A 24385-nucleotide genomic window follows, 5' to 3' on the forward strand; every position below is an offset into this window, starting at 1 on the left:
CGATGACAGATAATATTCTTCAACAACAAATTGAGTACTATCGCGCTAGAGCCAATGAATATGATGAGTGGTTCTATAGGAAAGGACGCTACGATCGCAGTCCCGAAATCAACAAGCGCTGGTTTAATGAAATAGCTGTGATAAAAGATACATTATACCAGTGATAAAAGATACATTATACCAAGTTGGTTTGATGGATGATATTTTGGAGTTAGCATCTGGAACAGGTATCTGGACGCAGGAGCTTTTAAGGATCGGTAAAAAGATTACTGCGATCGATGCCTCTGAAGAAATGATTGCAATTAATCGCTCGAAGTTAAATTCACTGAGTGTTGAATATCACCTAATTGATTTATTTACTTGGCAACCTGACACTGAATATGATTTGGTGTTCTTCGCCTTTTGGCTATCTCATGTGCCGCCAAAATTACTCGATTCTTTTTTGACGAAAGTCTATCAATCTGTTCGCCTTGGTGGAGAAGTATTTATCATTGACTCTTCCTTTGAACCGACATCCACAGCTAACAATCATATCCTTGAAGACGACGGAAACCTATATAAAACCCGTAAATTAAATGATGGTCAAGAATTTCAGATTGTCAAAATTTTTTATCAGCCAGATGAACTTAAGGATAAGCTAAAACAAGCAGGCTTTCAGGCTGAGGTAAAAGTGACAGATAATTATTTTATCTACGCACAGGGAAAAAAATTTGAAACAATTCGTAATTAGGAATCTGTAATTATTTAAACTACATCTGATGTATTACTAATTTAGTACCATCTATATACTATGGGAATATCAGACGTATTTTTTCTTGTAGAGATATTAATTCAAGATGGCATCAGAAAACATCTTCCTGCTATTTTCTCTGACATACTCCTAAAACTAGGTACTGTTGCCAAATCTATGTATATATATTGGTTATAGCTATACAGATGACTTTTGTGGGGCTAAAGGAGTAGAAATGAAATGTATTTTGATTTACTGCTAACAACATTATCAAGAGCTAGGTGAACAGAGAGTTGAAGACCTTTTCAAGTTGAAGATAGACTATTTCTTGATCAATCTTAGTTAACTATGATTGCTGAGTAAGCAAAACAAAATCCATTAGCTGCCTAATAGACAGTTTGCAATGCAAATTCTTAAAGTATTAACCAGAGTCTATCTTAGTCCGGTAGACTTGGATGAGGCGATCGCTTTCTATGAAAACCTTTTTACAGAAAAATGTTGGTTGTGGTTTCAATATTCCGAGTCTGAGTTAGAACTCGCAAGTGTGGGTTCTATTCTTTTAATTGCTGGTTCGGCAGAAGCACTCTCTCCATTCAAGAGTACACACGCAACATTTCTTGTAGACTCACTCAATGATTTTAAAGAAGCACTTATTCAGCAGGGTGCTGTGATTCTGGCGGAACCGAACAAAGTTACCACTGGAGCGAATATGCGAGCGATGCATCCTGATGGAACGATCATTGAGTATCTTGAGTTTGGATAATGGAATAGACGGTTTCTAGTTGACGTGATATGAAGTAAGTGATTGATACTCATTGATTCCACAAAATTCTCGTGTTATGGAAAGTGCTTAGTTTACCGCCGTAGGCATCACATCAAAATATTATTGATATTTCTTTGGAAGAATTTGCTTGGTAAGCTTTTTTTGATCGCGTGTAAGTTTCTTCTTCAAGTTCGCCTATTTGCTTATTAACAAAAGCGCAAGCTTACCTGACATAGCGAATATAGTATGTATTACATAGTCCACATTTGCTACAGAGTTCTTTCGTAGGGCGGCGGCTGCTAGGTTTTAAGGCTCTGGCTTTTTTGTGCCTGCTAAAATCAATTGAGGTCATATAAATTTTTTGTTTTATCCAGGAATCGCTTTTATTACAATTACTGGCTTACCTATGAACTTCACAATAGAGATTGAACAAGAAGAGGATGGACGCTTTCTGGCTGAAGTGATTGGTTTTCCTGGTGTACTGGCTTACGGTCAGACACCAGAAGAAGCAGTTGCTAGAGTTCAAGCATTAGCTCTGCGTGTGTTAGCAGATAAGCTGGAACATGGAGAAGTAACTCCAGAGCTAGTCAGCGTTTCATTTGCCGCAGCATGAGTGAGTGGTCTAGCACAAAGGCAAAGCGTGTCCTAGCTGCTTTGCTACGTATTGGTTGGGAGATTAAACGCCAGTCAGGTTCACATAAAATTTTGACGCGTCCTGATTGGGCTGATTTTGTGTTTGCTTTTCACGATGGTCAAGAGATTGGGCCTCGGATGTTAGCAAGAATTGCTAAAGTGACAGGTTTAACACCTGAAGATTTGTGATGAAAGTTTGAATTTTATATAAATAAGCTTGGTAAATTTAAGTATTTTGGCTTTTTCTGCTTTACGAAAAGTTCATTCAATATTTCAGTAAAAGTACAAATGTGAGCATAAAAAATATTTTGTTAATTTTGTTCTAAATCTATTAACTGTAAGCAAAAAAAACAATGGCTGAAAAGCGTAAAGAAGACGATATCAAAGAAGCTTCAGGATTCGCAGCAGGCGGAGCTGCGGCAGGCGCAGGAGTTGCAGCTGTGGTTGGAAACATGGGACTGGCAGGAGCATTCGGTGGTATTGCCATTGGGGCAGCCCCAGTCGTAGCTGCTGGTGCTGTAGTTGGACTAGCAGCTTATGGCTTGAAGAAGCTCTTAGATTAAAGAATACAGGAAGAAAATAAACAAGTGCTAAACTCTGAAGGCTCTAAGGCTATAGGTGCTATCGCAGCTGCTTCATCTGCTGCTGCTAGTCTAGGTTCAATTACAGTAGCTACAGTTACTTCTACCGCTCCCGGAATCTTAGGTGTTTTAGGATTTACAACAACGACGGTTGTAGCATTGCCAGCAGCAGGAATTGTAGCCACAGCAGGACTTGCAGCTTATGGAGTAAAAAAGGTCTTTTTTGACTAAGCTCTAGATGGTAAAAATTTGTCAAATATTATAGATAGCCCTCCAGTAAACTTACTGGAGGGTATTTGCTATTCTAAAAAGACTACGATTGCACTCTATCTTCTTCATTCCTAATTCGTTCCTCTTCAAAAACCAGTGACACAAAACTCTAAAACAGGCGCAGCATTTATTGCAGGCGGATTTGGTGCAGTTGGCGATGCTAGTGTTTGGATTCAAATACAAAGCTTTGATAAATTTACTCTTGACACCGTATTATCTGGGGAACGGTGGGAAATATTAGGTCTAGATCAGAGTGATAATGCCAACGTTATTAAACTTGCGTATCGTCGATTAGCAAGACAATATCATTCTGATGTCAACAGTTCTGCATCGCAAAAGCTTTAATGCAAACAATTAATCAAGCTTTTGATACTTTCAGGTCTAAATATGCTGAGATTATTTAATCAAACAGCCAAGCTACTCCGTTTCTATACACCTCTCTATGAGACTTAATTACTATTCTTAGACGCACTTTTATAAACACCCCATGTCATCTGCCAGTAGGGTAAAATATTTAACCCTTAAGAAGTATTGACATTTTAAATTTTTCAACAATTTATCTTGCATATTCTGAAGAAAAGTTATAAATTATTATTCTATAGGGGAATAATCTGACCTCTTAGTGTCAAAAACTAATCCTGCTCAAGTAAATATACTGCAACCAGTTTTAACTTCACACAAACCCTAAACAGCGCTGAAGATATATTTTTGTTTGGTAAACCAAAGCTTCTGGGCATGAAACAGAACAATAAATAATCTAAAAATATATCTTATGTGACTGTTTGAAGAATTATATTACTACTCTGGGTGAATAAAAAAACTATAATTCACCAATGCAGTAATCGATTATAGGGCAATTAACTAATAATAAAGCTGTAAAAATTTCAGCAGATTTATTTCTTATTAGTTGATTAACTTTCTAAAAATCATGCTATTCAAAGAATCCTTTTTGTTATGCTGAGAATAGCAAAAATAAGGAATGAAGACGCATCTACCACAAATTCACAACCCGAATGGAGTTATTCTGGCGATGCACTTAAACGAATTGGAAACTACTGAAAATTTAAAAGAAGTGGAAGAAGCGTGGCTAACACTAGAAAAATCAATTCTCTATTATCAAGGCCGCCCCGTTGGTACTGTAGCTGCTTATGATTCTTCTGTAGAGGCTCTCAATTATGACCAGTGCTTTGTTCGGGATTTTGTCTCTTCAGCTCTAATTTTTTTGATCAAAGGTAGAACAGATATTGTTCGCAATTTCCTAGAAGAAACCTTAAAGTTACAGCCTAAAGAAAAGGCATTAGATGCCTATAAGCCTGGAAGAGGATTAATACCGGCTAGCTTCAAAGTTGTATCAGACAATGGGCAAGAATATCTAGAAGCAGACTTTGGTGAACATGCGATCGCTAGAGTTACACCTGTTGATTCTTGCCTATGGTGGATTATTTTGTTACGTGCCTATGTAGTCGCCACTGAAGATTTTTCTCTAGCTTATCAACCTGAATTCCAAAATGGCATCAGGTTAATCATGGAAATCTGCTTGGCAAATCGCTTTGATATGTACCCAACGCTATTGGTTCCAGATGGTGCTTGTATGATTGACCGTCGTATGGGCATTTATGGGCATCCTTTAGAATTGCAAGTTCTTTTTTACACGGCATTGCGTGCATCTCGTGAACTGCTAATTTGTCAAGGGAATTCTGATATTGTTGAAGCCATTGATAACAGGTTGCCTCTTTTATGCGCTCATATTCGTCAGCATTATTGGATAGATATTAATCGCCTGAATGAAATTTATCGCTTCAAAAGTGAAGAATATGGTAAAGGTGCTGTGAATCTGTTCAACATATATGTAGATTCTGTTCCCTATTATGAATTAGATAAATGGTTGCCAAAAAAAGGTGGCTATCTAGCGGGTAATGTTGGGCCGTCGCAGCTAGATACTCGCTTCTTTTCACTCGGAAACTTAATGGCGATTATTTCAGACTTAGCCACCGAAGAACAGTCACAAGCGATCATGACTCTCATTGAGGATCGATGGGATGATTTGGTGGGAGATATGCCAATGAAAATTTGTTTCCCAGCTTTAGAACATGAAGAATACAGAATTGTAACTGGATGTGACCCCAAAAATATCCCTTGGTCGTATCATAATGCTGGTAGTTGGCCAGTTTTAATGTGGATGTTGGCAGCTGCCGCTGTGAAAACTAACAAAATAAGTCTTGCACAAAAGGCTATTCAAACTGCCCAAGGACGGCTCAGTACAGATCAATGGCCAGAATATTACGACGGTAAGAAAGGGCGACTGATTGGGAAACAAGCTAGAAAATATCAAACTTGGACAATTACTGGGTTCTTATTGGCGAAAGAATTGATGGCAAACCCCACTTATTTGCCATTAATCAGCTTTGGTAAATTACCAGCAGAACAGGTTTCTAGAGCATGTGAGTTTGAAATTGCTAGTGTAGACCCGTATATGCAATAATTCGTAATTCGTAAAGAGTTGGGAGTTAGAATACAAAAGCCTCCTGACTCCTGATTCATGTTTCCATGACAAACCCCCGTCAACTAGCTTTTATCACCCTGCGAGATGTTCATAAGGGGGCTTATGCTGATGTTGCCCTAGATAGAGTACTGCAAAAAGTTAATTTGCCCGATCACGATCGCCGCTTGGTGACAGAATTGGTTTATGGGAGCGTCAGAAGGCAGCGCACTCTAGATACTCTCATAGATAAATTTGCCAAAAAGAAATCTCACCAACAACCACAAGACCTCCGCACCATCTTACACTTGGGTTTCTACCAGCTACGCTATCAAGAGCGTATTCCCGCCTCTGCTGCTGTTAATACCACTGTCCAACTCGCTAAAGAAAATGGTTTTTCTGGACTTACGGGTTTTGTTAACGGCCTGTTACGCCAGTATCTTAGAAAAGCAGGGGGAGCAGGGGAGCAGGGGGGACAAGGGGACAAGGGGACAAGGCAAATAATCAATCCCCAGTCCCCAATTCCCAGTTCCCAATGCCCAGTTCCCGATTTTGATCCGTTACAACTTCCAGAAAACCCAGTGGAACACTTGGGTATTTTACACAGTTTTCCTGACTGGATTATTCAAATCTGGTTAGAACAACTGGGTTTGACCGAGACAGAACAACTGTGTGAATGGATGAACCAATCACCAACAATTGACTTGCGTATCAACCCACTTTGCACTTCAATCGAAGAAGTTGAGGCGGCTTTGCAATCTGTTGGTCTTTTGGTAAAACGGATTCCTGATTTACCCCAAGCTTTAAGATTCATGGGTAATACTGGATCAATTCAAAAACTACCTGGTTTTAGAGAAGGTTGGTGGACTGTACAAGATGCTAGCGCCCAATTGGTAAGTCATTTGCTTGACCCCCAACCAGGTGAGGTGGTAATTGATGCCTGTGCTGCACCAGGGGGTAAAACAACCCACATTGCTGAGTTAATGGCAGATAGTGGGAAAATTTGGGCTTGCGATCGCACTGCTTCTCGTCTTCGCAAACTTCAAGAAAATTCTCAACGCCTAAATTTACAATCTATCCAAATTTACACTGGCGACAGCCGCCATTCTAACCAATTTCAAAACACCGCAGACCGCGTATTACTTGATGCTCCATGTTCTGGGTTAGGAACCATGCACCGTCATGCTGATGCTCGTTGGCGACAGACACCAGAATCTGTCCGGGAACTTTCGGTGCTGCAAAAAGAATTGCTAACACATACATCAACTTTTGTCAAAGCTGGTGGTGTACTAGTTTATGCCACCTGTACATTGCATCCGGCAGAAAATGAAGAAGTGATTTCGGCATTTTTAGCTGAGTCTCCTCATTGGCAAATTGAGCCTCCAAGGGGCATTGAGTTGGCTGCTTCTGCATATAGCACCCCTCAAGGTTGGTTTAAAGTCTGGCCCCACCGACAGGACATGGATGGCTTTTTTATGGTTCGCTTAAGAAAAACCAATAATTCCGAGTGAATACTGTTTGGGATTGTACGATTTGATGGTGGCCTGAATCTACCAGAGGAGGCAGCAATGGTTACCCCTTCCAATGTCAAAAACTTAGTTAAAATCCTGATTGGAGCAGCCTGGATTGATGGCAGAATCCAGCCAGAAGAACGGCAATATCTCCGCGAAATAGCTCAAGCAAAAGGTTTGGCTAACGATCCAGAAATTAAGCCTTGGCTATACGAATTAGTTCCTGTACAGCCAAAAGAATGTTATGACTGGGTGCGGGAGTATTTAGGCGATCGCCCCAGCCTTGAAGATTGTGAAAATCTGATTGAAGCCATCAGTGGCTTAATTTATAGCGATGGCGAAGTTGCCGTCGAAGAAGCTAGACTCTTGACGGAATTGCAGGATATAGCGAAGCCAAATGATTCAACTCAACCGACTCAAACTAAACTTCTCAAACAAATTCAAAAGCTTTACCGTCGTTGGGTTGACGTACAAACCTAATTATAGTCAAAAGTTCATAGTCTAATGACTAATGACCCTCACGGGTGATGCCTCCGGCACGCCAAGGGCGAACGCCAGTCACTCATGGGGGAAACCCCCTTGGCGCTAGCCTCTCCCTTTGGGAGAAGACCGCGCTGGCTCACTAATGACTAAATTATGACTTCGGTTCTCCCACACCCGGAGTTTCTTCTTTATCAACTTTAGGCACAAAATCAGGACGCTCTTTGCTTTCCCAACCTGCGGGACGTTTCGAGTTGTACCAAGCTATCGAACCAATGCTTACAGCAGCAATAAAACCAACGACATACACCAAGGTGAAAGCAAAGGGAAAATTACCACCACCTGTTGCAACTGAATCTGCTGCCTGCATCAATATAAGCATGAGTATATTCTCCAATGTTAAGTAACACTACTTGACACACTATAGAATGAGCGTATCACTTAACATCCTCCCCTAGTTTAGTTTGAGCAACTTCATATTGCATAAAAAAGGCAGGGGGGCAGGGGGGCAGGGGGCAGAGGAGAAAAATTCTTTGTTACTTGCCCAATTCCCAATGCCCAATGCCCAATGCCCAATTCCCACTCTTCATTAATTAGAAGGTCTAAGTCTTTCGCGCCAGGATGGTTGTGGCGATGAAGAACCGGAGTTATTGTCAGGAGATGAAGATCGGCGAGTTCTTGGAGGCGGGGGAGAATCAGATTCTACTCTTCTAGAGCGCCGCCGGGGAGTAGATGATTCTGAAGAAGAGTTACTAGAATTTGATTCTTCGCTGCGTAGGCGTAGCCCGCCGTAGGCATCGCGCCTTCTCCGTCTTGGGGTATAGTTTGACTGCTGTTCTTCTTGAGAATAGCTCCTTCTCCTACGTCTCCTTGATGAACCACTCTCCTCAGAATTTCTTGCACTTTCTCCTTCTGAGTCATTATCAGAGGAAAGAGAACGATTCAGCACTTGTTTGGGCTTGATGGACTGGGCTTTGATAGTACCTTTGCGACCTTCTAACTTTGGTCGTTTGGGAAACTTTTCGACAGGCATCCCCTCTACAGCTTTTTCCATAAATTCGTGCCAGGTGTAAGCGGCGCTACCACTGCTGCCATCGGTGGGGTGGTTATCATCATTACCTAGCCATACCCCTGTCACCATTTGGGGAATGTAGCCAACAAACCACAAATCGCGGGCTTCATCAGAAGTACCTGTCTTGCCAGCAACTGGTCTCTCACCTAATTGGGCAGCAGCACCAGTCCCCTCTTCTACGACGTTACGTAGCATCCAAGTCATGATAGCGGCACTGTCAGCGTCAAGGGCGCGTTTAGATTTGAAATTAGCTGACCAGATTACCTTACCTTGGCGGTTGAGGATACGGCTAATACCATGAGGTTCTGTGTGCAATCCCTGAGTTGCAAAACTGCCATAAGCGCTGGTCAACTCCAGTAGATTTACTTCATTTGAGCCGAGAGCCAAGGAGTAGGTAGGCTTAAGTTCAGATTGTATCCCCATATCATGAGCAAGTTTAATCGTCGGCGTAAATCCGACATCAATCAACACCTTCACCGCAATGATATTAATAGAGCGGGTGAGGGCATCTCGGATATTCATTGAACCCCGAAATCTTTCACTATAGTTTTTTGGTTCGTAGCCGTCTACAACAAAGGGTGCATCCTCGTAGCTATCGTAGGGGCTTTTACCGCTAGCGATCGCAGTGGCATATACAAACCCTTTAAATGTCGATCCTGGCTGCCGTTGTGCCTGGGTAACTCGATTAAACTGGTTTTTACCAAAGTCTTTTCCCCCAACCATTGCCTTAATTTCACCGCTCCGGGGGTCAATGGCAACCATTGCTGCTTGTTTAAAGTTCTCCCAGCGTCCTTGATTTCGCAGTGTTTTGGCAACCGCCTCTTCTGCCACTTTCTGCCAAGCCGGGTTCAGGGTGGTTTCCACTACTAATCCCTCACTTGCCAGCACCTTAGCAGGAACATACTTCGGCAATTCTTTTTGGATGTAGCTGGTAAAGTAGGGTGATTCTACTTGTACTCGCTTAGGTAAACTGCTTTTGAGTGTTAATGACTCTTGGAGGGCTGCTTGCCTTTGCTCTGGTGTAATAACTCCATCCTCTTGCATCCGTTGTAATACCAGATTTCTTCGCCGGATTGCCGCTTCGGGATTCTTGTCTGGGGCATATAAGCTAGGTGCAGGAGCTAATCCGGCGATCGTTGCCATTTCTGCAAGGGTAAGCTGGTCTGGCGATTTACTAAAGTATACCCAGGCGGCATCTGCCACACCATAAGCTCCACCTCCCAAATAAACCAGATTTAGGTAACGCTCTAGAATCTGATCTTTGGTTAATTCATGCTCCATTTTTTGAGCTAGGCGGACTTCCTTAAGTTTGCGCCAGATTGTCTGTTCTTGTTTTAAAAAGAGAATCCGCGTTAACTGTTGGGTGATGGTGCTACCACCTTCTACCACACCTTGCGATCGCAAATTATTCAAACCCGCCCTGACAATCCCTTGCGGGTCAAATCCGTTGTGTTGCCTAAATCTTCTATCTTCTGAAGCGATGAAAGCTTTTTTTAAATTATCTGGTATTTGCTCTAGCTTTAGCTGTTCTCTGGTAGCTTCACCTTGTTGTTGTAATATAGTTCCATCAGCAGCTTTGATGGTCAGTGTTTGCTCTCTCAGCACGGCGTTTAACTCGGCCTGATCTGGCAAAGTGCGGTCTATTAGACTGATGCCATAGATCAAGGCAACTATCCCACCACCTACACCCAAGCCTGCCCAAAACCATAATCGACGATAGAGTGGTTTACCGCCAGTTGCCTGATTGGTCTTCATCCTAGATGGTAAAATTTTCATTTGCTCAGTAACTGCCTCGCCTGCGCCAGATGTGCTGGTGGTAAGCTCTCATTTGTTCCTCCTTGTCCAGAGTCACTCAAATTAGTTGGTCTTCGCTTGAACCAGGAGGTAAGCTTCCCCACGTCAGTTCCTCGCTCAAAGTAGTAACTATATAAACACCATCAATCAACTTTGGGGTTAGTTCACCACCATTGTGTTAGTATAATATCCTATAAATAATTAACTAAATTCACCATAAAATAATGTTTTTGAGATTTGGTTAATTTAGTTTTGTAAAAACGCTGTAATTTTTATACCTCAAAATATTGGCATTTCTGGAACAGGTATACCGAAGTATTCGCAAAGACAGCCCGAAAACAGCGTCATTAAGGAGAGCGCGATGCCCACGGTGAACTACGCCGAAGCAGAGCCAAGAAGAAGCGCCGTTGCCCTTGGTAGTAATATCGGCGATTCCCAGACAATTTTAGAAGCAGCTATCAAAAGTTTAGCCCAAACCCCAGGTATTCTCTTAGAAGCTAAATCCAGGTGGTACAAAACCAAAGCTGTGGGGCCACCACAGCCAGATTATCTAAATGGCTGCGTGACATTGCAGGTAGAGATGCTACCCCACCAGTTATTAGAAATTTTGTTAGGAATTGAACAACAATTTGGGCGTGTGCGTCAAGAACGCTGGGGGCCACGAACTCTAGATTTAGATTTGTTATTATTTGATGACTTTATTGTAGATACACCAAATCTCCAGATTCCTCATCCACGAATGCGGGATCGGGCCTTCGTGTTAGTACCACTGGCAGAAATTGCCCCCGATTGGATAGAACCAGTATCCGGGTGTGTTATTAAAGAACTGCTGAAAGAGGTAGACTGTTCTGATGTACATTTATCGATGGACAATTAAAATTACCATCTTTAAAACACAGAAAAGACTGATATCACCTCTGTACTTAAACAGATAGTCAGATTTTACTATGCCATTAGGTAGAGAATTACCACAACTGCTAAAACAACGCTTGTTTTATAAAGGACGCAAGTTTGATTTTGAAGTCAATCGCTTGCGTTTGCCTAATAAAGCGGAGGGAGAATGGGAATGTGTTCGTCACCCTGGTGGTGCTTTAGCAGTGCCTGTAACACCAGAGGGTAAACTTGTGCTGGTGCGCCAGTATCGTTTTGCGATTCAGGGACGGATATTAGAATTTCCGGCAGGAACTTTGGAAACGAATGAAGAGCCATTAGAGACAATACAGCGCGAAATCCAAGAAGAAACTGGCTATAGTGCCCAAAAATGGGATAAATTAGGCGAATTTTTCCTAGCACCTGGTTATTCTGATGAAATTATCTATGCTTTTCTGGCGCGAGATTTGGAAAAGCTAGAGACACCACCAGCACAAGATGGAGACGAGGATATCGAAACCGTGTTTTTGACTCCCGAAGAATTAGAGAAAGCTATTCAAGAAGGAGAGGCGGTAGATGCTAAATCAATTTCTAGCTTTTTTCTGGCGCGTCCGTTTTTAATTTAATACCCTTATGCTGCTAGAGTTAGCGATTGGAGATGCCTACGGTGCAGGCTTTGAATATGCTGATGAGATGATCGTTAACAACGATTTGAGTCGATACGCCGAACATCCGCGTTTTCGGCTCATTCCTGGCAGCTATACCGATGACACCCAAATGAGCGTTGCCATTGCGGAAGTGATTGTTGCTCAAGCACCGTGGACACCAGAAGTGTTAGCCGATAGCTTTGTTAGAGCTTTTAAACGCGATGAGAGAGAAGGTTATTCTCGAAACTTCTACCATTTTCTGCTAGAAATTCAGAATGGGGAAGAATTTTTAACCAAAATTAACCCTGACAGTGACAAAAGCGGGGGTGCAATGCGTGCAGCACCCATTGGCATCTATTCCACACCAGAAAAAGTCATTGAGGCGGCAACAATTCAAGCGGCAATTACCCACAATACACCCGATGGAATCAATGCTGCTGTTGCCGCTGCTTTGATGTCACATTATTTTATCTACCAACTGGGAGCAAAACGCAAATTAGCAGAGTTTCTCCAAGGTTATGTATCTGGGGAATGGGCTAAACCTTGGGAAGGTAAAGTTAAGTCTAAAGGTTGGATGAGTGTCAGAGCCGCGATTACTGCCGTGATGCGAAATGACAGGATGAGCGAACTTTTACAAGATTGTATCGCTTTTACAGGGGATGTGGATACAGTAGCTGCGATCGCCCTGGCTGCCGGTTCTTGTAGCGAAGAAATCACACAAGACATTCCCAATCATCTTGTCACAGGCTTAGAGAATGGAACTTACGGTAGAGATTACCTTATCGACTTGGATAAGCAATTGATGAGTTTTGCAAACAAAAATATTAGCTAAATGTAATACTCGGTTGCAAGCATCGCGTCTCCATCCATTTTTGGTAAAGATGCTGTCGCGTATAGCTTTCAAACAAAAATTGTCATTGCTGTTTGCGTTGCTTCCTGTCAAATTTCCTCAATGATTATATTCTCCATCCTTGGGGAAGCATTTGGGCAAGTTTCCTAATTTTTAAGATTGTTAGGCAAACTTACCTTTTCAATTACTACGGTTTTTCGATATCATTACAGTGATTTAGGTAAAAATAAAGCTATATTAGCCTTCACTATCTCCATATCTGGGTAGTAAAGTACACATTGCTGCTTACCTATAAGACTCCTATTTGATTTTTGAACAAGACTCAGTACGGATGTATCCCTCTTTACTTCCCAATTTCCAATTCCCAATTCCCAATCCACGCAAGTAAATATGGCTACGCCACGCTGCGCGAACAGGAATCAAACCGGATTCCTAAATATGTGTCTCTGTGCCAGACGCATACATATTTCACACAGATGATAAAAAATAAAACTTTTAACAGTGCAGGTAAACTGACTGCTCTTTTGTTCCTGATAACTCTCTTTCTTACGCCCTGTGTAATTGTAAATGCAGGAGAACGTGGTGTATTGATGAAATTTGGCGAAGTACAAAACCAAATATTAGGAGAAGGACTGCACTTAATTATTCCTGTAGTTAATACTGTGAAAAAGTTGAGTATTCGAGTCCAAAAACAGGAAATTCCGACTGAAGCTTCTTCCAAGGATTTACAAAATGTTTTTGCCGATGTCGCTCTCAATTGGCATATTATCCCCCAGGAAGCAAATGTCATTTTTCAAGAAATTGGAGATGAACAAGCTGTAGTCATGCGGATTATTAATCCAGCCGTTGAAGAAGTATTAAAAGCAGTAATAGCAAAGTATACTGCTGAAGAAATTATTACTAAGCGAGGAGAAGTAAAAGGTGCAGTAGATGATGCGTTGTCTACACGGCTGGGTAACTATCACGTTGCAGTGGATGATATTTCTCTAGTTCATGTCCATTTTTCAGAAAGATTTGGTGAGGCGGTGGAGGCGAAGCAGATTGCGGAACAAGAAGCAAAACGAGCAGAGTTTATTGCACTCAGAGCAACAAAAGAGGCTGAAGCAAAAGTTAATTTAGCTAAAGGAGAGGCTGAAGCACATAGATTATTACGTGATGGTTTAACTCCAGAAATCCTACAAAGGCAAGCAATAGAAAAATGGAATGGCAAGCTGCCATTAATTGTAAGTAAGGAGGCTCCAAAACTATTGAATTTAAGTGAATTTTTAAAATTTGATTAAAATTGATCTTATTTTGTTATTATTTGCTATTTACTGAGAGGATAATATCCCCGACTTCTTGAAGAAGTCGGGGATATTTTTGTTCTATAGGAACGCTATCAACTAAATTAACCGTTGGCAAATAAAATGGGAGAATCGAGAATTTTCAACTGGATTAATAGTATAATCAAGATGGTATAAGCTGTTGAAGAAATTAGACCCGTGAATAATTCTTTTTTGAGGTTATGCTCTTGAGGTTCTTTTTGAAAAATGTCCTTAGAACCGAATTGCATCAAGAGAATTCCCACAATATTAGAGAGCCAATATCCTATAATTGAACAAGGTAGAAGTAATTTTGGGGAAAGTAAACTACATATATACCCAAAACCATAAGCTATCGGCAGATTGAATAGTAGGTCATTCCACCAACATAGTGGTGACAATAAATATCCTAGTACCAGAAAAAATCCACCTCTGAGTTTTTTGAAAATGTCTTTTTTGAACTCTTGTGGAGTCGATTGTTGCAAATCCTCTAGGGCTTTGTCTCCTGTTACATCTAACTCTTGACTGACGTTTTGGACGCTTTCCATAAAAACTCACTATTCCTATCGGCTTAGTGTATTATAAACTAAACTAAAGTCTAGTACATAAGTGAGAACAATTTAACTTATCTGATGCTGAAAGTTTTACAGATAAATAGTTTCAGCCAAATAGTAAAAACTAAAATTGCCGTTTAACTCAGATGTAAATTAATTTCTATGGTTGCACATATATCAGTCCTAAATCATGCGAGAGAATTTGAGATAATTGTAAAACCCTTGTCATCTCGCCGATACTTTGGGGGACAACGTTAGTCAGAGGGTGAATTCCCTTACAAATCATTTAGGATTGTTATAGTAAGGACACAAATTTAGACTAATAATAGCTACAATAAAAATATTGAGGTATCTTAATAGTGGTATGACAGATATAACTCCAAATAGCACATTTTTAATAGCAGGAATTGTTTTTGTAACGATTGCTGTCATCGGGCAGTCTAAATTAGGTTTTATTGAAATTAATCCCGGTTGTTTTGGTAGACTTTTGGCTCTTTTTATCGGTATTTCAAGCCTATTATATGCCTTGGGATTACTCAATTTTTCAGGCGAAACCCTTGACTTATTAAGAATTTCTTTAACACAACAAATTAAACAGAGCATAAGTTCAATCAATGAGCTTTTACAAGGATCTTAATAGGTTTGGGAAATTTATTTACGGATGTATTTAAATACCTTTTAGTTAAAAGTTTGTCTTAAAAAGGTTTAGTGATAATTTAGGCAGTCATCAATCTACTCTAGCTCTTAAAAAGGGGGAAAGCAGAATCACATTCTCCCTTTTTAATGGGTATTTAAGAGGATATAAAAGTCTTTAAGCAAACATAATATCACTCCTGATTTATCAACTTTTCTTCTTCAGGCAGCAAGGTAGTTTCATTCTTGGGGAGTTCGCTATCTACGGTTTTGACTTTAGTTATATACGGTTTGATAATTATACTGACACCAATTGTCCAACCTAATGTAACCATCCAACCTGCGAGAATATCACTAGGAAAATGTACCCCCAGATAGAGACGACACCAGGCAATAGCTATTATGTATAAGCTGCCGAAGGTGAGAACCAACCAGCGCCAAGAGCTAGCCCAAGTTAAGGATAGCAAAATTGCTACCAGAGTTATACTTGTCATAGCATGACCACTGGGAAATGCAAAACTAGACTCAGGTGCAATGGACTGCCACAATTGTGGACGCACTCGATGCATCAATTCTTTAGCTGTGCGGTTGATAATCACACTTCCCAGTGAGACGGTGAGCAAATAAGCTAGCGATCGCCAACGTTTTTGTAATAGTAATATAAGTGCGATCGCACCCAAAATCGGTATCGCCATCCAAGGCAACCCAATGATAGCCAGCGTCACTGCTAAAACATCAAGCTGTGGGTTTGCTGTAGAATGAACTGCTAACAGAATAGGCACATCCCACGGGAAACCTGCTTGATTCTCCCATATCTTCACTGTCAGAATTTCAAAGACCTGCAAAGGTAAATAAACTCCGATCAAGACGAGTAAGAGCGATCGCCAACGAGCAATCAACAGATTTTTGAGAAAAGAAAGCGGTGACTGACTCTCCTTATTGGCTTTTTCCATAATCTAAGTTAAAAATACCGATTAACTACTCACTAACTACAAATTACTGGTGGAATTTTGAGAAGTTCCACAATGCTTACAGTACGACAAATGTTTATAAGTAAGATTATGACAGTTTTGGCATTCAATATATTGGTAATAGCCACAATGCGGACAGTAAGTATCAATCTGTCGAATTTTCTTAGCGCAATTGACACAGCATGATTTTTGGACTCTATTAGCTGCCTGAACTTTAGGATTAAAGACAACTTTTTGAAAAAACTGGATAATTCCAAAACCAATAATTGGAATCAGCAAAATATAAGCATAATTTATCAGGAAAACTAACCCACCAAAAAGGGTGCTAATGATATTAAAGAAAAATTGAAATATTGCACCTATTTGCAGAAATTCAAATACTTTAACAATTAGTGGAATAAAAAATATAACTAGCAAATGCCAGCTAATTAGTGATACAAGTCCATATCCTCTTCTTTGAGCAAATTTGTTAACTGATAAGGCAATGATAATTAGAGGTAGTAGAAAAAGTGACTGAAAACCAAGCTGTATACTTGGATACCAAAATGATGCCTGCTGATAACCTTTGTCAACTTCCCGAAATTGATTGTCATCTTTAAGAAAGGCGATAAAACTAATGCTTTCTGGTTTAGCAAGCAATTCATTTTTAAGAGTAGAAATTTCTTGTTTAAGAAGAGAAATTTGGCGATTATTTTGTTCTAATGTCTGTTTAGCTTTTTCAGCACTAACTTGATTAATTGATTGTTGACGACCTTGACCTGCAATTTTTTCTAAGAGCGTTGAGTCATATTGGGCTTTGATAGTGCTATTGGCTTGTTCAATCGTGCTGATTTTCGCTTGCTTTTGATCGATAGTTCTAGTGATTTGCTGCTTTTCAGGATTGTTAATTTTATCTTTGTAGCTGGCATATTGCAAACACGTTTGAGAAACCTTACCCAAATGTCCTACTTCAGCTTGTTGATAATTTTTCTGAAAACTGAGTTGATTATTCTGGTAATCCGACAATGAAAGTCTCACAATTTCATAGTCTTTATCTTTAGTGGTTTTTGCCCGGTAATTTTGCCACTCTGAATAACATGGATAAGCCTCGGTCGGGCTGATATGCCATCTGCTAATATCATCTAGTCCTGCAAAAACATTTATCAAGATAAAAATATCAATTAAAATAATCACAATCAAACTCACTTTATTCAGTGGTTCGTTGTTGATTGTTCTTGATTTACTAAAAAATTGACTCAAAATTCGGCGGATTCTGGCAAACATATTAGTTGTGAATAAATGGAAATTCAATTCGAGTCAATTTTAGATGAGAAGTAGTAATTAACTGAACAAAAATACATCTATTTATCTGAAGATTTGTTAATTGATGATTTTCACGAAAATATCCAAAAATTCACTGAGGTAATAAAGACAAATATTTTACAGAATATAAGATGATCAATACTTAATTTTAATAAGTATGGGATTGATAGCGGTGCTTCTGATCGTCGGCTTATCACTTGCCTTAATCAAACTGTGGTCATCTCAACCACAGAATAAGGTTTCTAAGTCATACTTCAGTGACCCGAAAAACAGAAAACTGCAAAAACGTTTAGTTGTTTTACTTAACGGTGATGTGACAACAGCCGAACGACTACTCAAACAGCAACGCCAGAGGCATCAAGGTCAATCGGATAAATGGTATTTGGAGAAAGTGATTTATGACTTGGAACGCGATCGCCGTTACTAAACCTCAAAACAGAAGAGCAATCTTTGAATCCGTTGTAGGGACGCACATCTGTACGCCCCTAGTGAAAACTATTTAGCAGCGAAGTAGGCTTCTAATGCCTCAGAACCACCAATTAATTTACCATCGATAAAGACTTGGGGAACTGTTGTCGCCCCTGTAACAGCTCGTAACGAGCGTGTGGTGACATCCTTACCCAAAGTAATTTCTTCGTAGCTAATGCCATTTTCCTTGAGCATCGCTTTCGCACGGGCACAGAAGGGACAACCCACTTTTGCAAACAGAGAAACTACTTCGGGCTTCACTGCTTGGGGGTTGATGTATCTAAGCATTGTTTCAGCATCGGATACCTTAAAGGGATCTCCTGGCTCGTCTGGCTCAATAAACATTTGGTTAATGACACCATCTCTTACCAGCATAGAATAGCGCCACGATCGCTTACCAAAACCCAAGTCTGATTTATCTACCAGCATTCCCATGCCTTCAGTAAATTCACCATTTCCGTCAGGAATTAGTGTAACATTTTCTGCTTCTTGATCCTTTGCCCATTCATTCATCACAAAGGTATCATTAACAGAAATACAGATAATATCATCGACACCATTTTCTTTGAAAATCCCAGCCAACTCGTTGTAACCAGGAAGATGAGTGGATGAACAAGTCGGAGTATAAGCACCTGGTAAGGAGAAGACGACCACTGTTTTATTAGCAAACAATTGATCGGTTGTCACATCCACCCACTGGTTATCCTTACGAGTATGAAAAGTTACACTAGGAACTCTTTGTCCTCGGCGATTCGTTACCATGTTCTTGCTTCCTCAAGTAATCAATCCCAGTCATAACCTAGCATGGGAGAACTAGTATAATGTAACTATCAATCAATTAAGAGACTTCCTTGATGAATGGTGCGATCGCTGCTACAAATTCAGCAGTGGATTCATAAGGCAAAACATTACGCCCATTTATTTTTATACCTCTACTTTGAGGAAAACAGGCGAGGTAGTTAGCCAAGCGCTGGTCTGGCGTTTCTTTTCTATTATTTTGGCTAATACTCGATGCAGTTTCCCCGACAACCGCTAATGTTGGTTGCTGAATCGAGGCCATAAAATTAGTATAATCCTGTCGCCAAAACCCTGCTAAAAAAGAAAACACTGCATGGCGACTAGCAGGATTTTCTGCACCTACAACTAATGTATTCAACCACTCTGCATCAACAGCACTCTCAGAAGCAAATAGTTGGCGAATTGAGAAAGAACGTAAAAACTTAGGAGTGCGTGCATAGCGATAAAAAGGAATCCCAAAAGGGGAATCTAACACATTCCAAAGAAATTTTTGCTGCCATTCTGGTGGTTTATGTGTCATCAAAGCCCACGTTGGAGGCCCAGCAAGTACAAGTCTGGAAATTAAGTTTGATTCCTTTTGGAGTAATGCGAGCGCAACTGGTAATAATGCCCCTTGTACAACTACAATCACAGGTTGCCGTACTACTGTTTGTAAAAAGTACTGCAACTGTTCTGCCCAATCACTAGGAGTATAAGCCAGATGAGGCATATCACTTTGGCCACATCCTAGTAAATCAGGGTTGTAAATGGTATTACGCTGACCTGAATTATACCATTCACGACAAAATCGCTGCCAAAATTGCCGCGACAATCCGACACCAATAGGATGAATCAACAGTAAGGGAATACCCTCAGATGTTGTGTTAGTTGGTTGATGAATTTCGTAGGCACAACGATAATTCTGCCAAGTGTAAAACTGGCTAGGAGATGCTGTCAAATTAGTTGTGTTAGTTACAGCAGATGGTTGCATAATTCCTAGTTATAATACTTGCTAAAAAATCATCTGTGGATGAATTAACTGGTATCCAGACTCTTTCAGCTTTTCATTCGATACCCAAGCATTATATGGGCGAGTACTCTTAATAGAAGTATCCCATATAACTTTGGGTAAATTATGTTTTTCAAATAGACTATCTAGCAAGTCTCGGCTGGTAAGATGTGCATCATCTACTAGATTATAAATCCCTTGCAAACGACGGTGACGGGCAAATTCTATCGCAGCAACAATATCATCCAGGTGAATCCAATTTGTGATATCCTCGCCGCCGGGACGGTTTGTACCCGAATATCTACTAAATATTTTCAAAAGCTCTCTACCGGGGCCATATATTCCTCCTAAGCGGAAGATACAAACGCGGAGATTTTCGCTAGATGCTGATAATAATATATCCTCTGTTTTGCGGAGAATTTGGGCATTTAAATTAGCGGGTGCTAGTGGTGTCTCCTCATCTACCCATACACCATTTCTGTCACCATATACTGCATAACTACCTGTATATATTAATTGTTTCACACTCGGAATTTGCTGCAAGCATGAAACTAAGTTTTGAGCAGTTTTTAGATAAGTTTCTTCATAAACTTCTGCACCTTTTGCACCAACACTCAAAAGTACAACATCTTGATTGTGCAAAACTGATTTTAGACTATCTAGGTCATTTCCGCAGGTAACAACAACTCTTTGGGATACTGATTGTAGTGTAGAGACACGCTCAGAAGAAGTTGTGGTTGCAGTGACAAAAAAATTCATTGTTTGCTGCCAATATTCAGCAACTTGATAACCAACATAACCACAACCAATAATTGCAACATTCATGACAAATTAAACACAAATAAATTAAACTACTAGTTGAGAAACTATTCTCAAATTAAGGAGCTGGGCGTAAATAAATTTAACCGTCCAGAGCTAACAGTCAATACTACAAAAATTTTGATTTAGTAACTAATGACTATTTTGCTAGTTCTTTTTCAATTATGGCAATTATTTCTGGTGAATTGGGTTGCACACTACTATTAAATCTAGCTATCACTTCACCTTGTTTATTAACTAAAAATTTTTCAAAGTTCCAAGCAATAGTTCCTGTTGGTTCAACGGCTTTGGTAAGTCGCTCATAAAGTGGATGCTGCTGTGAGCCTTTTGCATGGACTTTATCGAATAGTTCAAAGGTAACACCATATTTACTTGTGCAGAATTGCACAATTTCTTCATTGCTTCCTGGTTCCTGCGCTCCAAAATCGTTACAGGGAAACCCCAAAATCTTTAATCCTGCTTCGGCATACTTCTGGTTCAACTTTTCTAACCCCTCGTATTGAGAAGTATAACCGCAGTAGGAAGCCACATTTACAATTAAGAGTACCTTCCCGGTATACTCGTTTAATTGCTTATCCTTGCCGTTGATCGTCTTAACTGCAATGTCCGAAATTGTGTTGTTCATCTTGAATCTGATTTATAGGGAATATTGCCAAGTCTCCCATATTACAGGTACTGTAAACCCTCTTTTTTAAGGAAATTAGGTTTGTTAGCCTTGTTTCCTGCTACGGTTCTATTTAATTCAGGCTATAAGCTTGTACAGGAGTTTCGATAGATGTTTCCTCATTTGGTGGTTAATGAGCAAGGCTATGTCTAACGACAATCCAGAAGGTGGAGAGTCTTTGATCAACTAGCGCACCCAATCAATTAATATAGCGATCGCCTGTGAGTGTACCTGAGTGATAAACTCTTCTGTAAATAGCTCTACTAATGCAATATCTCAGGATCGGCTTGGAAATCTGCGTTGCTTTTAATACAAATATTTCCGCAGGGATGAATTATGAATTATGTTAACCTTCGTGTTGAGTTTATCTCTACAACCGTCACTTTTATCAACAAAATTTGCTAGTGGAGGCTGCGGGCAACTTATCGCTTATTTTACCAGATGGTAGCTTCTGGATTACACCCAGTAGTCGGTTGAAAAGAGAATTACTGTTCTTTAACGTATAAAGTAACAAATAATTAATTTTTTATACAAAAATTTAATTATATTCATAATTGTCAGATCCTGAAATCGGAAATTACCTACCTATAAAGGATATAGATGCTTTATTTGTTGCATTACTAGCTATTTGCAATAAAAAAACCAAAAATGTATTTTATGATACAGTTTTTTGGTTTGAGTAAATAGACAATCAGTCAAATTTATTCGTTTAGAGATAAATTTTATTAAGGGTGAAATAGGAAGTAGTCTCATAATTTTTGTAAAGCTCCCACTGTTGAGTCTTTATTTGAAACTACAACTAAACTGCAAATTTTCATTGATACTAGCTGCGTAGTAATCATTGCTTGTTTATATTCTTCATGAAAATCGGCTTTGCCATGTTAGAAGCAGGTTTTATCTGCCAAAGAGATGTAGTTAATGACTTACTAAATCTTAAGTGTAGGTAAAAATCGGCTGTAAATGTGTTGCACCTTTTTTATAGGCATAATATTGATAATTCCTGGCAATTTCCTCGACATCACTTGTTTTTGAAAAATTAAAGATTGAGTGAAGAAGACTTGACTGTTTCAGAAAATACATCATAATTACTTAAGAATATCTACGTAAAATAGTTTCCTAAACCCTGCTCAGGTAATTTTATTTTCTATTTTTTAAATCAAGTGGTCTCAAGAAAAAAGATCAAAAACCACTGGATTGAACTTCAAACGGTAGTTTTTTCTGCTTAACCTCTTTTTTGCATTTTTTAAGGATGGTTTGAAGGATGATGTTCAAGTTTATGTACAAACAAAAATCGAAAACAAAAAATAGGCGTTTGTCTGCAAGAAATTACGCTGTAAATTCACAGTTAAACTCAAAAGTCAAGCTATTTAATCTAGCAATTAAGCGGCTCTCTCCCAGTTGGCAAGCCTGCTTACCTATAGCTTGTTTGATTGTGTTGGGTTGGGGTTATGCCGCAGTTGCCCAAGCTCCAGCCGCAGGGCCAACGACAGCAGAACTTAAAGTTGCTCTTGATACCCTGTGGGTTGCGATCGCAGCCTTTTTAGTTTTCTTCATGAATGCTGGTTTTTGTATGTTAGAAACCGGCTTCTGTCGCCAGAAAAACGCTGTCAATGTTCTTTCCAAAAACTTGATTGTATTTGCTCTCTCCAGCATTGCCTTTTGGGTAATCGGTTTTGGCTTAATGTTCGGTGATGGCAATGACTTCATTGGCTTGAATGGGTTTTTCTTAGGAGGAGCAGATAACAGTCCCGCCACTGGAGAAGCCTATAAAGGCGTTTTCAGTGCCATTAGTTGGACTGGTGTACCCCTAAGTGCCAAGTTTTTATTCCAGCTAGTGTTTGCCGGGACAGCAGCAACAATCGTTTCTGGTGCAGTAGCCGAACGGATTAAGTTTGTTGACTTCCTAATTTTTAGCCTCTTACTTGTAGGTATTCTCTACCCCATTACCGGACACTGGATTTGGGGAACTGGTTGGCTAGCAGACAGAGGCTTTTGGGATTTTGCCGGTTCTACGGTGGTTCACTCCGTAGGTGGTTGGGCAGCTTTGATGGGAGCAGCATTTCTTGGGCCCCGCCTTGGTAGATATCAAGATCGGCAAGTTGTGGCTATGCCTGGTCACAACATGAGTATTGCCACTTTGGGCTGTCTGATCCTGTGGTTGGGTTGGTTTGGTTTCAACCCCGGTTCCGTGATGGCTGCCGATCCTAGTGCGATCAGTCACATTGCTGTCACGACTAACATGGCTGGTGCTGCTGGTGGAATTGCTGCTACCATTACAGCTTGGTTTTACTTAGGTAAACCAGACCTGTCAATGATTATCAATGGTATTTTGGCTGGGTTGGTTGGTATTACAGCATCTTGTGCTTACGTAAGTATTCCTGCTTCTTTAGTTATTGGCTTGATTGCTGGGGTACTGGTAGTTTTCTCTGTAACATTCTTTGATAAACTTGGCATTGATGACCCAGTGGGAGCTACCTCCGTTCACCTAGTTTGTGGTATCTGGGGAACTCTCGCAGTAGGACTATGGTCTGTTGGCCCTGGTGTTTATTCCTGGTATGGCGATACACTTGGCCCAGCAAAAGGTTTATTTGCAGGTGGTGGCTTTGGACAGTTCGGTGTTCAGTTGCTGGGTGTTGTCTCAGTAGGTGGTTTCACTGTTTTAGTGAGTAGTATTTTTTGGCTAGTACTAAAAGCGACTTTAGGTATCAGAGTCTCCAAAGAAGAGGAACTTGAAGGTTTGGATATCGGTGAACACGGTATGGAAGCCTACAGTGGATTTCTCAAAGAAGGTGATGCAACTGGATTTTCTGGAGAAGAAAGTTCAGTTGGCAGATACTAGGGTAAATATTTCTTTGGTTGACTCTAATATGAGCTACCAACACACCATTAGTAGATTCAACTGATTCCGCAAAATTCTCTATCTAAGCGGGGAAAAGTAGGAGGTATAAAACCCCCTACTTTTTCAAATTTTTACCTGATTGCTGCTTTATAGGACTAGCCCTTTGAATGTGACTCGTAAAATCCCTTATTTTTTCTCAGCGATCTCTGTGCTTCTGGGATTGAAAAGTATTTTTTATAACCATAGAGGCTCAGAGGATACAGAATATAGAGCGTGAACTACCCACACTGACTTGGAGTACCAAGTACAGTGTCGGCTTCTGTAATCACAAGGGAGTGCCGCAACTTGGACTTTCGCCCTAGTTTTGG

Annotated in this window: 26 protein-coding genes and 3 pseudogenes; 19 read left to right on the forward strand and 10 right to left on the reverse strand. The window is 40.2% G+C overall.

All coding sequences use genetic code 11. From position 1 onward, the window contains the following. Positions 1-2: 2 nt before the first annotated feature. The 3 genes from V7K69_RS21695 (at position 3) to V7K69_RS21705 (ending at position 1493) form a co-directional block, all read left to right on the forward strand. A complete protein-coding gene (locus tag V7K69_RS21695; RefSeq protein WP_335038092.1) occupies positions 3-164 on the forward strand; it encodes a hypothetical protein in 162 nt (53 codons plus the stop codon). Beyond that, positions 161-730: a class I SAM-dependent methyltransferase gene (locus V7K69_RS21700; RefSeq protein WP_335038094.1), complete on the forward strand. Its 570-nt coding sequence runs from the start codon at positions 161-163 to the stop codon at positions 728-730. Before V7K69_RS21695 ends, V7K69_RS21700 begins: the two co-directional genes overlap by 4 nt. 403 nt (positions 731-1133) lie before the next feature. Continuing rightward, complete coding sequence (locus tag V7K69_RS21705) at positions 1134-1493, forward strand: VOC family protein (RefSeq protein WP_114085223.1); 360 nt, start codon at positions 1134-1136, stop codon at positions 1491-1493. A gap of 160 nt (positions 1494-1653) precedes the next feature. On the opposite strand, the pseudogene V7K69_RS21710 reads toward V7K69_RS21705, so the two are convergent. Continuing rightward, positions 1654-1845 (reverse strand): annotated as a pseudogene (locus V7K69_RS21710) (Coenzyme F420 hydrogenase/dehydrogenase, beta subunit C-terminal domain); the annotation flags it as partial. 54 nt (positions 1846-1899) lie between these two features. Here V7K69_RS21710 and V7K69_RS21715 point away from each other — a divergent pair. The 8 genes from V7K69_RS21715 (at position 1900) to V7K69_RS21750 (ending at position 7447) form a co-directional block, all read left to right on the forward strand. Next, positions 1900-2106 (forward strand): type II toxin-antitoxin system HicB family antitoxin, encoded by a 207-nt coding sequence (locus V7K69_RS21715; RefSeq protein ID WP_114085253.1) that lies wholly within the window; start codon positions 1900-1902, stop codon positions 2104-2106. After that, a complete protein-coding gene (locus V7K69_RS21720; protein WP_190911600.1) occupies positions 2103-2315 on the forward strand; it encodes a type II toxin-antitoxin system HicA family toxin in 213 nt (70 codons plus the stop codon). The genes V7K69_RS21715 and V7K69_RS21720 overlap by 4 nt, the downstream gene beginning before the upstream one ends. A 164-nt stretch (positions 2316-2479) precedes the next feature. After that, the gene (locus tag V7K69_RS21725; protein WP_190911601.1) at positions 2480-2689 is read left to right on the forward strand and encodes a hypothetical protein; all 210 of its coding nucleotides are present in this window, start codon (positions 2480-2482) and stop codon (positions 2687-2689) included. Positions 2690-2713: 24 nt separating this feature from the next. Further along, positions 2714-2938 carry a hypothetical protein gene (locus V7K69_RS21730; protein WP_335038098.1) on the forward strand — a complete coding sequence of 75 codons (225 nt, stop codon included), beginning with the start codon at positions 2714-2716 and terminating at the stop codon, positions 2936-2938. Between the two features lie 135 nt (positions 2939-3073). Continuing rightward, positions 3074-3322, forward strand: coding sequence for a DnaJ domain-containing protein (locus tag V7K69_RS21735; protein WP_335038100.1), 249 nt, complete (start codon positions 3074-3076; stop codon positions 3320-3322). Between the two features lie 685 nt (positions 3323-4007). Then, complete coding sequence (locus V7K69_RS21740) at positions 4008-5459, forward strand: glycoside hydrolase 100 family protein (protein ID WP_335038150.1); 1452 nt, start codon at positions 4008-4010, stop codon at positions 5457-5459. A 65-nt stretch (positions 5460-5524) separates the two neighbouring features. Next, on the forward strand, positions 5525-6967 hold the full coding sequence (locus tag V7K69_RS21745) for a 16S rRNA (cytosine(967)-C(5))-methyltransferase (protein ID WP_335038102.1): 1443 nt from the start codon (positions 5525-5527) through the stop codon (positions 6965-6967). A gap of 57 nt (positions 6968-7024) precedes the next feature. Then, the gene (locus V7K69_RS21750) at positions 7025-7447 is read left to right on the forward strand and encodes a tellurite resistance TerB family protein (RefSeq protein ID WP_335038105.1); all 423 of its coding nucleotides are present in this window, start codon (positions 7025-7027) and stop codon (positions 7445-7447) included. A gap of 154 nt (positions 7448-7601) precedes the next feature. Here V7K69_RS21750 and psb35 read toward each other — a convergent pair whose 3' ends face one another. Next, positions 7602-7829: a photosystem II assembly protein Psb35 gene (psb35, locus tag V7K69_RS21755; RefSeq protein ID WP_335038107.1), complete on the reverse strand. Its 228-nt coding sequence runs from the start codon at positions 7827-7829 to the stop codon at positions 7602-7604. A 207-nt stretch (positions 7830-8036) separates the two neighbouring features. Beyond that, positions 8037-10375, reverse strand: a pseudogene (locus V7K69_RS21760) (transglycosylase domain-containing protein). A gap of 299 nt (positions 10376-10674) precedes the next feature. Here V7K69_RS21760 and folK point away from each other — a divergent pair. The 4 genes from folK to V7K69_RS21780 all read left to right on the forward strand — a co-directional run bounded on the left by folK (position 10675) and on the right by V7K69_RS21780 (position 13960). Continuing rightward, complete coding sequence (gene folK, locus V7K69_RS21765) at positions 10675-11190, forward strand: 2-amino-4-hydroxy-6-hydroxymethyldihydropteridine diphosphokinase (protein WP_335038109.1); 516 nt, start codon at positions 10675-10677, stop codon at positions 11188-11190. Between the two features lie 70 nt (positions 11191-11260). After that, complete coding sequence (locus V7K69_RS21770; protein WP_335038112.1) at positions 11261-11809, forward strand: NUDIX hydrolase; 549 nt, start codon at positions 11261-11263, stop codon at positions 11807-11809. A gap of 7 nt (positions 11810-11816) precedes the next feature. After that, positions 11817-12662, forward strand: a complete 846-nt coding sequence (locus tag V7K69_RS21775; protein ID WP_335038114.1) for an ADP-ribosylglycohydrolase family protein — start codon at positions 11817-11819, stop codon at positions 12660-12662. Between the two features lie 494 nt (positions 12663-13156). After that, on the forward strand, positions 13157-13960 hold the full coding sequence (locus tag V7K69_RS21780; RefSeq protein ID WP_335038116.1) for a prohibitin family protein: 804 nt from the start codon (positions 13157-13159) through the stop codon (positions 13958-13960). Positions 13961-14067: 107 nt separating this feature from the next. On the opposite strand, the gene V7K69_RS21785 is transcribed toward V7K69_RS21780, so the two are convergent. Continuing rightward, positions 14068-14529, reverse strand: coding sequence for a hypothetical protein (locus V7K69_RS21785; protein ID WP_335038118.1), 462 nt, complete (start codon positions 14527-14529; stop codon positions 14068-14070). A 370-nt stretch (positions 14530-14899) separates the two neighbouring features. Between V7K69_RS21785 and V7K69_RS21790 the strand changes: the two genes are divergently transcribed. Next, a complete protein-coding gene (locus V7K69_RS21790) occupies positions 14900-15172 on the forward strand; it encodes a hypothetical protein (RefSeq protein ID WP_335038120.1) in 273 nt (90 codons plus the stop codon). 190 nt (positions 15173-15362) lie between these two features. Here the strand turns inward: V7K69_RS21790 and V7K69_RS21795 are convergent, their stop codons facing one another. Then, entirely contained in the window at positions 15363-16121 is a 759-nt protein-coding gene (locus V7K69_RS21795; RefSeq protein ID WP_335038123.1) for a phosphatase PAP2 family protein, read from the reverse strand. Positions 16122-16157: 36 nt separating this feature from the next. Further along, positions 16158-17402, reverse strand: coding sequence for a hypothetical protein (locus tag V7K69_RS21800; protein ID WP_335038125.1), 1245 nt, complete (start codon positions 17400-17402; stop codon positions 16158-16160). A gap of 211 nt (positions 17403-17613) precedes the next feature. On the opposite strand from V7K69_RS21800, the gene V7K69_RS21805 reads away from it, so the two are divergent. After that, positions 17614-17868: a hypothetical protein gene (locus tag V7K69_RS21805; protein WP_335038127.1), complete on the forward strand. Its 255-nt coding sequence runs from the start codon at positions 17614-17616 to the stop codon at positions 17866-17868. 68 nt (positions 17869-17936) lie between these two features. Here V7K69_RS21805 and V7K69_RS21810 read toward each other — a convergent pair whose 3' ends face one another. The 4 genes from V7K69_RS21810 to V7K69_RS21825 all read right to left on the reverse strand — a co-directional run bounded on the left by V7K69_RS21810 (position 17937) and on the right by V7K69_RS21825 (position 21139). Further along, positions 17937-18671, reverse strand: coding sequence for a redoxin family protein (locus V7K69_RS21810; protein ID WP_335038130.1), 735 nt, complete (start codon positions 18669-18671; stop codon positions 17937-17939). 76 nt (positions 18672-18747) lie between these two features. Further along, positions 18748-19677, reverse strand: coding sequence for an alpha/beta fold hydrolase (locus V7K69_RS21815; protein WP_335038132.1), 930 nt, complete (start codon positions 19675-19677; stop codon positions 18748-18750). A gap of 21 nt (positions 19678-19698) precedes the next feature. Then, a complete protein-coding gene (locus V7K69_RS21820; protein ID WP_335038134.1) occupies positions 19699-20520 on the reverse strand; it encodes an SDR family oxidoreductase in 822 nt (273 codons plus the stop codon). A gap of 133 nt (positions 20521-20653) precedes the next feature. After that, positions 20654-21139, reverse strand: a complete 486-nt coding sequence (locus tag V7K69_RS21825) for a glutathione peroxidase (RefSeq protein ID WP_335038136.1) — start codon at positions 21137-21139, stop codon at positions 20654-20656. A gap of 422 nt (positions 21140-21561) precedes the next feature. Here V7K69_RS21825 and V7K69_RS21830 point away from each other — a divergent pair. Together V7K69_RS21830 and V7K69_RS21835 are read left to right on the forward strand one after the other, a co-directional pair. Then, positions 21562-21684: pseudogene (locus V7K69_RS21830) on the forward strand (methylthioribulose 1-phosphate dehydratase); the annotation flags it as partial. Between the two features lie 770 nt (positions 21685-22454). After that, a complete protein-coding gene (locus V7K69_RS21835) occupies positions 22455-24017 on the forward strand; it encodes an ammonium transporter (RefSeq protein WP_335038138.1) in 1563 nt (520 codons plus the stop codon). Positions 24018-24385 lie beyond the last annotated feature (368 nt).

Source organism: Nostoc sp. (genome assembly GCF_036917775.1).
GTDB lineage: Bacteria > Cyanobacteriota > Cyanobacteriia > Cyanobacteriales > Nostocaceae > Nostoc.